Raw genomic sequence first — 13,009 nt, 5'->3', positions numbered from 1 at the left:
ACTGAATAGAGCACGGCTGTGGATAACTGTTTTTGTCTATGCGAAGCAGGTTATCCACAGCTTTTTTCTGTGGATAATTTTTAGGAGGATATATTATGTCAACATTTGAAACATTACACATCAGTGACCTGTGGATAAAAAAATTACAAAAACAAGGCATCAAGGAGCCGACACCGATTCAAGAACAAGCGATTCCATCATTACTTGACGGACGCGACTTGATTGGACAGGCGCAAACCGGAACAGGAAAGACACTAGCGTTCCTCTTACCGATTCTTGAGCAAATCGATGTCGAATCGCAAACGGTCCAAGCATTGATCGTCGCACCGACTCGCGAACTCGCGCGTCAAATCGCAGATGAGACCCATAAGCTGATTCGCAATACGGAACAGTACCGTGCTCTTGCAGTATATGGCGGGCAAGACGTCTTTAAACAGATTCAACGACTCGGACGGATGCCACAAATCATCATCGGAACACCAGGACGGATTCTCGATCATGTCGGTCGCGGCACACTAGACTTAAGCGAATTACGTACACTCGTCTTAGATGAGGCAGACCAAATGCTTCAAATCGGTTTCTTGCCAGAAATTGAAGATATCATCGAGGCAGCACCTGTTGATCGCCAGTTCGTCATGTTATCAGCAACGATGCCACCTAAAGTAGAGGAACTGGCGAAAACGTATTTGCGTAACCCAGTCGAAGTGCAGGTAGAAGCGGAAAGCATCACTGTAGAAGCGATCGAGCAGTTCGTCGTCGAGACGACGGATCGTCGCAAGCAGGCGACACTACGGACGATGCTTGACGAGATGCGTCCATATGCAGCTATCATTTTCTGCCGTACGCAACGTCGTGTCAGTAAATTAAACGAAGAAATGCAGATGCAAGGGTATCCGACGGATGAACTGCATGGTGGGTTGACGCAAGGGAAACGGGAAAAGGCAATGGCGAAGTTCTATCAAGGAAAAACACAATTCCTGATTGCAACAGACGTCGCTTCCCGTGGACTCGATGTGACAGGTGTGACACACGTCTTCAACTACGATTTACCGGACGATGCCGAAAGTTATGTTCACCGGATCGGTCGGACAGGACGTGCTGGGAACGATGGAATTGCCGTCTCGATCGTGACACCAAAAGATGGTCGGACATTCCGTGATATGGAACGTGAATTAAACATCTCGGTCACGCCAATCGTCGTCGAATTGTCTGAAGAGGCGATTCGCGCACAGCACGACCAGAGTAAAGGATCTCGGAAGACGACAGAAGGACGTGGAAACACACGTCGTTCGAATAACCGTCGTCCGGGACGCGCACACCGTAAGTAACGAAAAATAAGATAAAAGATAACAAGAGCCAGTTTACTTCTCCAATAAATGGAGGAAATAGACTGGCTCTTGTCTTATTTGGCGTAAACCATCTAGTCAACGAGGTATCCTGTATGAGCGAGTAGCGCATTACCGACGATGGAAACAACTGCGAAAAAACTGGAATCGTGAATTGAATGAAGTGAAAGATGATGTCATCGTCTAATCCGGTGCTGAGCCGGAACATCATGATCACACATCCTGAGACCAAACAGCAGTCAGTCGTCCGCTGAGCTCTGTTTTCATTGTCGTGCGAGCCAAGTAGTCCATTCGTTAAAGGCAGCATCCCGGTTCTCGATGTAATTATGGTCACTGTCGACGATTGATTCCTCAAACGGACTGTCCGATACCAATAAGTCATGATGGAGCGCTTTGATCGATGTTTCGTCCCGTTCTGACGTCATGAGCAACATCGAGCGATCGGCTAGACGTTCTTTTAGCGTTAGTAAGTTCCAGGTCGTATGATGGTGCTTTAACTCGTCGAGTAACGCGTCAGCAGTGGCGTCATTTAGGAAAGCAGCTCCTCGCTCGAGAATACCATGAAGCACAGGCTCGTATTCCGGATGTTCGAGGACGAGCTGACCGACGAGTCCAAAATTAAACGGAGAAATCCCAACATAATGTGCAGCCTCCGGTGTCTCAGAAAAAGCATGCAGACCGGCGAACCCACCCATGCTATGACCGACAACGGTAATCTGATCAGCCTTGATACCGTGTTCAGTAGTGAAAGACTTGGAGCAGACGTAACGTAAAGTTGCCGTTGCGTCTTCCAGAACATGTTGGAATCGGAAGGTTCCGGGACTTCCGATCGTTCCACGATATGACGTGACAAGCACATGGTATCCTGCGCTTTGAAGTTGTACTGCCCAGTCCATGTTTAACTGTTTCCCGGGAAATCCGTGAAAGAGGACAATTAATGGAGCATCCTCTGTATGTTCAGGTGAATAGAGGCGGGCAATCAATTGTTCCGAACCACCGCTTGGAACATGTAAATAGGATAAAGTTGCTTTTTTCGTGATCGTTTCCAAAAAAACACGCTCCTTCATAACCATTTTCTAAGTCTTAGTGTGCGTGAAGATGCACAATCATGCAATGATTAAGTGTATGAACTAAAAAGATGGGATACCCGTCTGGGCATCCCATCTTTTGTAAAGCATGGCTTAGAATACTTTTGTCGTCCATGATTCACAATTCCATAAGTCTGTTGCAACAGCTTCATAGAATTCTGGTTCGTGTGAGATTAAGAGGACGGTTCCTTTGTACTCTTGTAACGCACGTTTTAATTCTTCTTTTGCTTCGACGTCCAAGTGGTTCGTCGGCTCATCGAGTACGAGGATGTTCGATTCCGTGTTCATCAATTTACAAAGACGGACTTTCGCTTTTTCTCCACCGCTGAGTACTTCGATTTTCGATTCGATGTGTTTCGTCATCAAACCACACTTCGCGAGCATGGCGCGGACTTGCTGTTGTGTCAGAGACGGGAACGTATTCCAGATCTCTTCGATACACGTATTCGAGTTCTTCTCTTTGACTTCTTGCTCGAAGTACCCGATATGCAAGTTCTCTCCCCGCTCAACGACACCCGAGACAGCCGGGATTTCACCGAGTAAACTCTTGAGCAACGTCGATTTCCCGATTCCGTTCGCACCGTGCAAGGCGATCTTCTGTCCGCGTTCGATCGTCAAATCAAGAGGACGAGACAGTGGCTCATCGTATCCGATGACAAGACCTTTTGCTTCGAACATCAATTTACTTGGTGTCCGTGCTTGGAGGAAGTGGAACTCTGGTTTTGGCCGTTCCTGTGCGAGTTCGATGACATCCATCTTATCAAGCTTTTTCTGACGTGACATCGCCATGTTCCGTGTCGAGACACGCGCCTTGTTCCGGGCAACGAAATCCTTCAACTCAGAGATTTCCTGCTGTTGACGCTTGAATGCAGACTCAAGTTGTTTTTTCTTCGCTTCGTGGATCGTGACGAAGTTGTCGTAGTCACCGACATAACGGTTCAATTCTTGATTTTCCATATGATAAATCAAGTTGATGACGCTATTGAGGAATGGAATATCGTGCGAAATCAAGATGAATGCATTCTCATATTCATTTAAATAGCGTTTTAACCACTCGATATGCTGGACATCGAGATAGTTGGTCGGCTCATCAAGTAAGAGAATATCTGGTTTTTCAAGAAGGAGTTTCGCAAGCAGAATTTTCGTCCGTTGTCCACCACTGAGCTCCTGTACATCCCGGTCAAGTCCGATTTCATCGAGACCAAGACCGCGTGCGATTTCTTCGACTTTTGCATCAATCGTATAGAAGTCGTTATTTGTCAAAATGTCTTGTAAGACACCGACTTCTTCGAGCATTTTTTCGAGTTCTTCTGGCTCGACTTCACCCATTTTACCGTACAAATCATTGATTTCCTGTTCGATATCGAACATGTACTGGAATGCACCTTTGAGAGCATCCCGAATCGTTAATCCTTTTTCAAGGACAGCGTGCTGGTCTAAATAGCCGACGCGCACATGCTTCGCCCATTCAACTTTCCCTTCATCCGGCTCAAGTTGCGACGTGATGATATTCATGAACGTCGATTTCCCCTCACCGTTCGCACCAACGAGACCGATGTGCTCGCCTTTTAACAGGCGGAAGGAGACATTTTCGAAAATGGCGCGGTCACCGAATCCGTGACTTAAGTTAGATACCGTTAAAATACTCATAATTGCTCCTTATTTCATGAATTCCTGTGACTTAGACGCCTGTCCGTTTTTTCTGGTTATTCGCTTTTTTCGTCTGTTGGCTCGTCAATTGTTTCGTTTGTGTTCCTTGTAAGCCAGTCGGACGTTTAGTTTGCGCTTGTTTTTTTGCTTTCAAGCGCTCGATCATTGCCTCTTGCAATGATAGTTTTTTTGGTTGTTCACTCATGTTCGTTCACCTCGATTGATTCGTTCTTACCTTCTAGTATGCCAAAAAAAACGTCTCTTGGAAATGAAGAGACTCGATTTTACATCTCAAAGTGTATCTGCAAGATAGACGACATAACAATTCCGATCGATATCAATTTCACAGCTGTCACGCTCAAAAATACCGTGTCCTTCGACTTCAATCTTGTCTTTGATCAAAAAACGCATCGCTTGGATGTGATTTGGAACCGTTGATGTCTTTAAAAGCGGTTGGGCGCTGTCGGATAGATACTGTCTGAATTCAATATGAATTTGATGCGGTGGATAAACACGTTCTTCCGTCGCACGCGGTGATGCTTTGATGTGGTCGACAATCAATTGATCGTATTCACCTGCCATCTCATTGGAACGAAGCTCGTATTGATGTCCTTCGATGATATGGAATTCGCAGAGTTGGTGGGCGATGATTTCTTCCGGTTCGATCGCATAACGATCATATTGATAGATCGGCTGGAATTCACTATTTTCTTCAACATAGTAGGCAAGTGACATGCGTAAATCCTCCTTTTCATTCTATAGATACTATTACCACATTTTGATAAAAAAAGTTCCGGCAGAACAAAGAAACTTTTCTCTTCGAAAAAGCGTATACTATCCATAACGAGAGTAAAAGGAAAGGGGACTGAGAAGGTGAATTGGATGAAACAAGCTACACTAGCTGCGACACTGTTGATCGGAACGACATTAAGTGGGTGTGGATCGGATGATGCGCGAGCGGAACGACCAGATGATCCGGATTGTGATGACTATGAATATGATAACGATGAAGGTGTCTGGTACTGTGATGATAGTTCGTCGACTCATTCAGGCTACTATTACTGGGGTGGTAGTTATTTCGCTTCACGTGCCTTGATGCACAGTGCGATGCGAACGAAAGGATATACGCCGAAATCGAAAAAAGTAAAGAGTTACAATACGAAAACAAAAGGATTCGGAACGGGCTCGTCCTCCGGCTTTTTCGGCGGATGAATAAACGACAGACCTTTTATGGAGACATCGATCGTTTTTGGGATGTGCTAGACGGGGAACCGTACGCTGTCACGGAAATCATGCCGATCTCGGACAAACGAATCGATCAACTGCATATCGCGGCGCAAGAAGTGTATCGGATATTTGAAAAAGTACTTCCGATTCTTCGCTCAATGGATGATCAGGCACTACTTGAACTTGGCTTCCCAGTCGAAAGTCTTGCCTTCTTACGACTCGAGACGATGCGACCGCTGACCGTCATCGGGCGCTTTGATTTCATTGTGACGGCTGATCGCATTTCACTCATGGAATGGAATGCCGATACGCCGACCTTCATTAAGGAAGTATTTGAAGTCAACGATGTCGTAGCAGAGAAACAAGGATTTAAACGTGTCAATGATGGAGAAAACGAATGGCTCAAGGAAGCTGTCCGTCGTGCAATCGAAGCAGCGACATATCGGACGAAGCAGGATCCGCATGTTGTCTTCACTTCACATGGCGACCATATCGAAGATCGGCTGACGTCTGAGTATTTGCAGTCGTTCTGGAGTAGCGCGGTCTATTGTCCGCTTGATGCACTAGAGATTCGCCCGGAAGAGGGCTTGTACGATGAGACAGGTAAAAGAATTGATATTTTATATCGGCAAACCTTTCCAATCGAGATGGCTTTGCTGGACCGGGATGAAGAGGGGCGAAACCTAGGACAGTTATTGTTGCAACTTGTCGAGACGGGGCGGCTAGAAATCATCAATCCACCGTCCGCTTTTTTAATGCAAGCCAAGTCGGTTCTTGCGTTGATCTGGATGTTACACGAAACCAAGCATCCATACTTGAGCGAAATGGATCATACGATGATTGCACGTTATTTTTTACCGACATACTTATCAGAAGATGCATTCATCTCAAGCCGACAACCGTTCGTCAAGAAACCGATCTTTGGACGCGAAGGGGACACTGTAACGGTCCATGACGGACAGGGAGAAGTGCTGCTAAAGAATGAACAGCATACGTTTCTTGATCAACCGGCTGTCTATCAAGCGTATCGAGAATTACCGACGTATCCACTTCAAGAAGAGGGAGACGTCGCGTATATGTACGGTGTTTTTATTTTAGGTGGAAGACCGAGTGCGATTGGTGTACGTGCTGGAGAACGGATTACTGGGAATCGTTCCTATTTCGTACCAATCGGTCGACAGCATGAAGGAGGGAGAAACATATGAGAGCAGCCATTTTAGGAGCATCCGGTCTAGTTGGCCAAGAACTCGTAGACCGTTTGTTGGCAGAAGAGGCATATAGCGAGGTACATGTTCTTGTTCGCCGACCGATACGCCGTTTTCATCCGAAACTTGAAGAATGGGTGATTGATTTTGATCGTGTGACAGAAATCGAATTGCCTGTCGTTGATCACGTCTACTGTGCACTAGGTACGACGATTAAACAAGCAGGCTCGCAAGATGCATTCCGTCTAGTTGATTATACGTATCCGGTTGAACTTGGTCGTGAACTGTTAGATCTCGGTGCGACACGTTTTGCTTTGATTTCAGCTCTTGGTGCCCATCCGAATGCCAAAACCTTCTACAATCGCGTAAAAGGGGATACGGAAAATGGACTACGCGTACTAGGATACGATGCATTACTAATTTTCAGACCTTCGCTCTTGTTAGGAGAAAGAGACGAGTTTCGTTTAGGCGAACAGGCAGCTGCGAAAATTTCGACGGTGTTACGACCGTTATTAAAACGCAGTGCCATCGCTCCGATCGAAGCCGGTCAAGTCGCTGCGGCGATGATTCATGAAACGCTACATGCGCCGCCTGGAATTACGATCATCGAATCAAAACAGATGCAATCTTGAGCAGCCGACTTGTCGGTTGCTCTTTTATTATTCTTGTAATATAAATAATATTTGACTCATCAAATGATTTGCGGTTGAATGGTAAAGTGCTGTCTCATATATAAAAAAAGAAGTGAGACAATTCAGGCAAAACAGTGTATTCGTATCCTATCTGTTTCGTCACGCTTATCGTTTGGGGAAAGCGGGAAAAGATGATGGATTATGCACTTATTCAGGGCAGATGAAAGGAGCCAATCATATGGCAGAGTTTGATCGCGATCAGGTCTATAAGACCGTTCCGCAAAAAGGATTCTTTGGAAATCCGAAAGGGTTATTCACCCTCTTCTTCACCGAGTTTTGGGAGCGTTTCTCCTACTATGGTATGCGTGCCATCCTTATCTTCTATATGTACGACTCAGTCGCAAATGGTGGTCTAGGAATTGACAAGACGACAGCTGCGTCAATCATGGCCGTTTACGGTTCACTCGTCTACATGTCTGGGATCATTGGTGGATGGGTAGCTGACCGTTTGCTCGGTACGTCTCGAACTGTATTCTATGGTGGTATCTTGATAATGCTGGGGCATATCGTTCTTGCTTTACCAGCAGGCATTACGGCACTCTTCGTCTCGATGGGACTCATCGTCATCGGTACCGGTTTCTTGAAACCGAACGTATCGAATATCGTCGGAGATTTGTACAGTAAGACGGATAATCGTCGTGATGCTGGATTTAGTATCTTCTACATGGGGATCAACGCTGGGGCATTCCTTTCACCACTCGTCGTCGGTGAAGTGGCTGACCGTGGTGGGTACCATGCTGGTTTCGCACTCGCCGCCATCGGAATGTTCGCAGGACTTATCGTCTTCGTCCTGACGAAAAAGAAAAACCTTGGTCAAGCAGGTACGTATGTCTTAAACCCATTAAAAGGGGACGAGAAAAAACGCTTCATCACGATTGCGTCGATCGTTGTCGTCGTCATTGCGGTTCTCGGTGTCATTGCATCGATGACAGGATTGTTGACGATTTCTCGCTTTACCTTGATGGTCACGATTCTCGGAATCTTGATTCCAATCGCCTATTTCACAGTCATGCTTCGTAGTCCAAAGATTACAGATGACGAACGATCGCGCTTGATTGCTTATATTCCGCTCTTCATCGCAGCAGCGATTTTCTGGGCGATCCAAGAACAAGGTTCATATGTCCTCTCGATCTTTGCAAGTGAACGGACGAACCTTTCATTCTTAGGATTTGAGATTCAACCGGCATTCTTCCAATCGTTGAATCCGCTCTTCATCATCGTATTAGCACCTGTATTTGCAAGCTTCTGGGTCAAGCTAGGGGATCGTCAACCGACGACGATGCAAAAGTTCTCGTTCGGTCTTCTGTTTGCAGGGCTTTCGTTCATCGTCATGACACTACCAGGTATCCTATTCGGTGTTGAAACAACAGTTAGTCCGCTCTGGCTGACGCTCAGCTTCTTCCTCGTCGTCATCGGTGAGCTCTTCTTGTCACCAGTCGGTTTATCGGCAACGACAAAATTGGCGCCGGCAGCCTTCTCAGCGCAAACAATGAGTCTATGGTTCTTGACGAACGCAACGGGACAAGCGGTCAACGCGCAAATCGTTAAGTACTATAAAGCGGATACAGAGATTCTATATTTCGGTATCACAGGTATCGTTGCCGTCATCTTCGGATTACTCTTATTCGCTTTCGCACCAAAACTTCAAAAATACATGCGCGGCATTCGTTAAGATATTCAAAAAAGACGCTTTCTCGATCGAGAAAGCGTCTTTTTATTAATCATTCGTCCGGATATGGCGTAAGGCCTCTGCAAGCAAGGCGACTAACGTTCCGAGGACGAGACCGTTCGACATCAGTGTCGTCATGAGTGGTGGTAAATCGGCCGTTGCTTCTTTCGGTAACAACAACGCACCGATGCCGACGAGAACTGGAAGACCAACTGTGATCATCGCTGTTTGACGATTCAAATCGCGAGCCGCTTCCGTGACGCCGATGATTGCCATGCCGGCAACGATCGGGGCGACCATCGCATAACCAACAGCGACAGGGATTTTAGCAATCAAACCGACGAACGGTGTCACGATACTGAGGAAGAGACACGTGATATTCGCATAAACGAACGCTTTGCGGTCCGTATTATCCGTTGAGGCGATGAATCCAGCCGTTCCGGAAATAGCAACAGGACCCACTGTACCGAACAGACCGGCGAAGAGTTGTCCGATACCAGCCGTGATACCAGCCGTCCCGACTTGTCCTTTGACCGTTTCTCCGCGCTTCGCACTGATGATTCGTTCAATGACCTTGATGTTCGCTAAGACGTTCGTCATCAAGAGTAACGAGATGATGATAGCAGTCGGTAATAGGCTCCAATCGATATGAATACCGCCGAATGGTAATAGGCTCGGTAAAGTGAACAGTGGACCGTCGAAGCTCGGCATCTCAGCACGTCCGATCAGTGCGAACATACTCCAACCGACGAGTAGTGTAATCAATAAAGCATATTGTCGTAAGCGATCACTGCGTTCTAAATAGAGCGAGATCAAGACGGTCAAAATCGAGATGACGGCAGGTAATGCTTGAATCCGTCCGTCTTCGATATTCAACAATCCTTTCATGACGGATCCCGACAGCTGTGCCGACAGCAATAACATATAAACACCAATGACTTGTGGAGTGAAGAGCGGAACTAAGCGTCGTAAGACACCTGTCACCGTCAAGATGATACAGATGATTCCGCTGAGTAAGAGTAAGAATCCGAGCGATTGTAGCGTGTTCGAATAACTGCCGTACAGCGTGACACCAATCGATGAATAGAGAGCGAATACTCCCCACCAAATTCCAGCAGGACCTTCCATGATTGGAAGACGGTGTCCGAGTAGGACTTGAAATAGACTTAAGATGGCAAATACGAATAGACAACGAGATAAAAAGGAAAGCGTCTCGGCACCCGAGAGTTCAAACGATGCTGCGATGGCAAGGGGTGGGGCAATGTTGGTACAGATGATGAATAAAAACCATTGAATCGTAGACACAAGGGTACGCGGCAAAACGTAAATCTCCTTTCGAAAAAACAATAGTGACTTTATCTTAAACCAATTCATGAAAAAGAGATAGGGATGCTTACAATGACTGAAAATTCTATCATTTGTTTTCATATGTGATTTAACACATAACAATAGGTATAACGCTATAGGGAGGGAATGACATGAAAAAATGGAGTAAACGAATCCTTGGAACGATTGTTGCAGTACTTGCGCTACTCGTATTTGCCTTTATGATTTGGGCACAATTCGATTATGACGCTTCGCAGCAAGCGACATCTTACGTGGAGACAGAGACACCACGTGAGCTGACGTTTGGAAAAGAGACGAGCGACGTCGGATTCATTTTTTATCAAGGGGCAAAAGTCGATGCAGCTGCTTACAGTTATTATGGTAATCAACTAGCGAAAGATGGACATTTTGTCATCATACCGAAGCTACCGTTTCGGATTGCCTTGCTCGATGCAAACGAAGGACTCGATATCGTCGAGGAATATCCGCAGGTCAAAAAGTGGTATCTGATCGGGCATTCACTAGGTGGAAGCGCGGCTTCGACAATCGTCGAACAACATTCGAAGATTAAAGGAATCATCTTCCTCGCATCCTATCCGATTGATTCGATTGATGTGCCCTCACTAACGGTCTATGGTGGACAAGATGGTGTCTTACCAATCGCTGATATCGAAAAAAGTAAGCAGAATGTTCGAAAAGATGCGGTATTCCATGAAATCAAACAAGGAAATCATGCGAACTTTGGTATGTATGGACCACAAAAAGGGGACAACAGGAGCCCATTGACGTCAAAAGAGCAACAAGATGAGGCGTTAGACGAAATCAAACAATTTATCGATATGCCTTGATCGATTCTTTAGGAAGAAACGATTCATCAACCAAACGAAAAAGACGGAGAGATTCCGGCACTGCGTCCGGAATCTCTCCGTCTTTTTTTACGGATTTAACTCAAGCGATGAGCGACTTCATCAAGTGTTGGCAAGGCAGCCATTGCACCTTTGACGGAAGCAGCAAGCCCACCTGAAATCGCTGCGAATCGTCCGATATCATGAAGTTCATCTGCTGACCAAGCGAATGAAAAATCACGTAACGCACACTGATAGAGTAACCCGGACATGAAAGCATCCCCAGCTCCTGTCGTATCAATCGCGTCGACCGTAATCGCATCGATGACAGCCATCGCGTGATCCGTATACAGAATCGACCCTTTACTTCCACGCGTGATAGCGAGAAGACGGATCGGGTATTCAGCTAACAATTCGGCAGCCCCGTCATCAAGGTCTGTTTGTCCTGTTAAAAACGTTAACTCTTCCTCGGCGAGTTTGACGATTTGTGCATCCGGTAGGACGGACCGGATCGTCGTCCGTGCTTCATCGAGATTTGGCCATAACGATTCACGCAAATTCGGATCATACGAGACAGGCACTTGGTGTGCTTTCGCACGAGCGATAGCTGTTCGTGTCGCGTTGACGGCTTCACCAGTGATCAAAGAGATAGAGCCGATGTGTAATAAATCGACGGACTCGAAGTCCTCTGGTACATGTGTTTCGTGAAAATGCATATCAGCGCGTTCCGCATTGATGAACTCAAATGACCGCTCGCCATCCTGCCCATTCGTGACGAGGACAAGACCTGTCTTTTGTGTTGAATCATGGATGAGGTAATCCGTGCGGACGCCATAGTGATGTAACGTATCTTTCAAGAAGTGGCCCATCGAATCATCTCCGACCGCTCCAAGAAAATAACTGTCTGCGCCTAATCGAGCGAGTCCGACGGAGACATTGGCAGGAGCACCCCCAGGATTTTTTTGAAATGTCATGTTCTCGGCATCAAGAGGAATCAAATCAATCAGTGCTTCCCCTAAACTAAAGATTTTCATACGTAGAACTCCTTTCAAGGTCGGGACGAATCCGTTCAATGTGTAAAGCCATATAACCAATTTCTGATTCAGGGACACGCGTATCGAGTTCGACTGCCAGCCAGTCTCCCATCTGATTCGCACAGGCGTAGGCGTCTGCATAACGGGTTTTGACAGCTGATAGAATTACGTCATCCATGTCGTGTAACGTTTCTCCCTGTTCGATCCGAGCGAGGACCAATTTCATATGCGTGAAGAAACGATAGTACGTCATCGACGATGTTTCGATCGTTTTTCCAAAAAAGACTTCAATCTGTTCACGCAGTTCATTGAGTAATGTGACCGTCTGCAAAGCAGTTGCCATGTTCGGATGAGTCTGGCGTGCATTATATAAGTGAAGCGCGATGTTCGCTGCTTCTTCTTTAGGGAGGGTGACCTGTAACGCGCGTTCGATTTCAAGGACTGCCCATTCTCCGATCGCATATTCTGGTCCATATAAAAGACGAATCTCTTCTGCTAGTCTATTATGCACGACGAGTTGTTCACGTGCTAGCCGTACGGCATGAGCGAGGTGATCCGTCAGACTGACATGAATATAGTCATGAAACGGCGTCTGAAGTTCACCTTCTGCATGCGAGATGATGCGTTCGGATAAGTCGATGATCTCAAGTGGTGTCGTCGTCAGAATCTCTTTGAACTGTTCCGCATTTTCAAACGAAGGGATGAACATTTTTTCGATCTTCGTCGCTTGGATCGGATCTTTTTTCTTTTTTCCAAAGGCGATACCGGGTCCCATGATGATGCGTTCTTGTCCATTTTCTTTAACGACAACTGCATTGTTGTTGAGGATTTTATGAATAATCAGCCTGACGTCCTCCTTTCCAGTCTTTTCTTTATTATAAAGCGAACGTAGAGCTTTGCGAACCGACAAATGCGACCACCGAGTCA

Annotated in this window: 13 protein-coding genes; 6 read left to right on the top strand and 7 right to left on the bottom strand. The window is 46.3% G+C overall.

Going from position 1 to position 13,009, the window contains the following annotated elements:
• The first annotated feature begins 95 nt into the window (after positions 1-95).
• On the top strand, positions 96-1,328 hold the full coding sequence (locus VJ374_RS15410; protein ID WP_023469749.1) for a DEAD/DEAH box helicase: 1,233 nt from the start codon (positions 96-98) through the stop codon (positions 1,326-1,328).
• Positions 1,329-1,609: 281 nt separating this feature from the next.
• On the opposite strand, the gene VJ374_RS15405 is transcribed toward VJ374_RS15410, so the two are convergent.
• The 4 genes from VJ374_RS15405 to VJ374_RS15390 form a co-directional block, all read right to left on the bottom strand.
• On the bottom strand, positions 1,610-2,395 hold the full coding sequence (locus VJ374_RS15405) for an alpha/beta hydrolase family protein (protein ID WP_329469531.1): 786 nt from the start codon (positions 2,393-2,395) through the stop codon (positions 1,610-1,612).
• A gap of 132 nt (positions 2,396-2,527) precedes the next feature.
• Positions 2,528-4,084 carry an ABC-F family ATP-binding cassette domain-containing protein gene (locus VJ374_RS15400; RefSeq protein WP_023469741.1) on the bottom strand — a complete coding sequence of 519 codons (1,557 nt, stop codon included), beginning with the start codon at positions 4,082-4,084 and terminating at the stop codon, positions 2,528-2,530.
• A gap of 31 nt (positions 4,085-4,115) precedes the next feature.
• Positions 4,116-4,289, bottom strand: a complete 174-nt coding sequence (locus VJ374_RS15395) for a hypothetical protein (RefSeq protein WP_023469740.1) — start codon at positions 4,287-4,289, stop codon at positions 4,116-4,118.
• An 86-nt stretch (positions 4,290-4,375) separates the two neighbouring features.
• Positions 4,376-4,819, bottom strand: a complete 444-nt coding sequence (locus VJ374_RS15390) for a hypothetical protein (RefSeq protein WP_056064819.1) — start codon at positions 4,817-4,819, stop codon at positions 4,376-4,378.
• Positions 4,820-4,966: 147 nt separating this feature from the next.
• Here VJ374_RS15390 and VJ374_RS15385 point away from each other — a divergent pair, with 147 nt between their 5' ends.
• The 4 genes from VJ374_RS15385 to VJ374_RS15370 all read left to right on the top strand — a co-directional run bounded on the left by VJ374_RS15385 (position 4,967) and on the right by VJ374_RS15370 (position 8,880).
• Complete coding sequence (locus VJ374_RS15385) at positions 4,967-5,296, top strand: hypothetical protein (protein WP_035411974.1); 330 nt, start codon at positions 4,967-4,969, stop codon at positions 5,294-5,296.
• Positions 5,293-6,516 carry a glutathionylspermidine synthase family protein gene (locus VJ374_RS15380; protein ID WP_290774403.1) on the top strand — a complete coding sequence of 408 codons (1,224 nt, stop codon included), beginning with the start codon at positions 5,293-5,295 and terminating at the stop codon, positions 6,514-6,516. The genes VJ374_RS15385 and VJ374_RS15380 overlap by 4 nt, the downstream gene beginning before the upstream one ends.
• The gene (locus tag VJ374_RS15375) at positions 6,513-7,148 is read left to right on the top strand and encodes a Rossmann-fold NAD(P)-binding domain-containing protein (protein WP_035411980.1); all 636 of its coding nucleotides are present in this window, start codon (positions 6,513-6,515) and stop codon (positions 7,146-7,148) included. The genes VJ374_RS15380 and VJ374_RS15375 overlap by 4 nt, the downstream gene beginning before the upstream one ends.
• Positions 7,149-7,386: 238 nt before the next feature.
• Entirely contained in the window at positions 7,387-8,880 is a 1,494-nt protein-coding gene (locus tag VJ374_RS15370; protein ID WP_035411982.1) for a peptide MFS transporter, read from the top strand.
• A gap of 45 nt (positions 8,881-8,925) precedes the next feature.
• Here the strand turns inward: VJ374_RS15370 and VJ374_RS15365 are convergent, their stop codons facing one another.
• Positions 8,926-10,182 (bottom strand): purine/pyrimidine permease, encoded by a 1,257-nt coding sequence (locus tag VJ374_RS15365; protein WP_329469523.1) that lies wholly within the window; start codon positions 10,180-10,182, stop codon positions 8,926-8,928.
• 173 nt (positions 10,183-10,355) lie between these two features.
• On the opposite strand from VJ374_RS15365, the gene VJ374_RS15360 reads away from it, so the two are divergent.
• Positions 10,356-11,051 (top strand): alpha/beta hydrolase, encoded by a 696-nt coding sequence (locus VJ374_RS15360; protein WP_329469521.1) that lies wholly within the window; start codon positions 10,356-10,358, stop codon positions 11,049-11,051.
• 95 nt (positions 11,052-11,146) lie between these two features.
• Here VJ374_RS15360 and VJ374_RS15355 read toward each other — a convergent pair whose 3' ends face one another.
• Both VJ374_RS15355 and VJ374_RS15350 read right to left on the bottom strand, forming a co-directional pair.
• A complete protein-coding gene (locus VJ374_RS15355) occupies positions 11,147-12,082 on the bottom strand; it encodes a carbohydrate kinase family protein (RefSeq protein ID WP_329469519.1) in 936 nt (311 codons plus the stop codon).
• A complete protein-coding gene (locus tag VJ374_RS15350; RefSeq protein WP_313489613.1) occupies positions 12,069-12,992 on the bottom strand; it encodes a PRD domain-containing protein in 924 nt (307 codons plus the stop codon). The genes VJ374_RS15355 and VJ374_RS15350 overlap by 14 nt, the downstream gene beginning before the upstream one ends.
• Positions 12,993-13,009: the final 17 nt, after the last annotated feature.

This window comes from Exiguobacterium sp. 9-2 (genome assembly GCF_036287235.1).
Classification (GTDB): Bacteria; Bacillota; Bacilli; order Exiguobacteriales; family Exiguobacteriaceae; genus Exiguobacterium_A.
This window is presented reverse-complemented; position numbering and strand designations above follow the sequence as displayed.

Coding starts and splice junctions, on each gene's coding strand:
- VJ374_RS15410 (WP_023469749.1), top strand. CDS start 96: ATGTCAACATTTGAAACATTACACATCAGTGACCTGTGGATAAAAAAA.
- VJ374_RS15400 (WP_023469741.1), bottom strand. CDS start 4,084: ATGAGTATTTTAACGGTATCTAACTTAAGTCACGGATTCGGTGACCGC.
- VJ374_RS15395 (WP_023469740.1), bottom strand. CDS start 4,289: ATGAGTGAACAACCAAAAAAACTATCATTGCAAGAGGCAATGATCGAG.
- VJ374_RS15390 (WP_056064819.1), bottom strand. CDS start 4,819: ATGTCACTTGCCTACTATGTTGAAGAAAATAGTGAATTCCAGCCGATC.
- VJ374_RS15385 (WP_035411974.1), top strand. CDS start 4,967: ATGAAACAAGCTACACTAGCTGCGACACTGTTGATCGGAACGACATTA.
- VJ374_RS15380 (WP_290774403.1), top strand. CDS start 5,293: ATGAATAAACGACAGACCTTTTATGGAGACATCGATCGTTTTTGGGAT.
- VJ374_RS15375 (WP_035411980.1), top strand. CDS start 6,513: ATGAGAGCAGCCATTTTAGGAGCATCCGGTCTAGTTGGCCAAGAACTC.
- VJ374_RS15370 (WP_035411982.1), top strand. CDS start 7,387: ATGGCAGAGTTTGATCGCGATCAGGTCTATAAGACCGTTCCGCAAAAA.
- VJ374_RS15360 (WP_329469521.1), top strand. CDS start 10,356: ATGAAAAAATGGAGTAAACGAATCCTTGGAACGATTGTTGCAGTACTT.
- VJ374_RS15355 (WP_329469519.1), bottom strand. CDS start 12,082: ATGAAAATCTTTAGTTTAGGGGAAGCACTGATTGATTTGATTCCTCTT.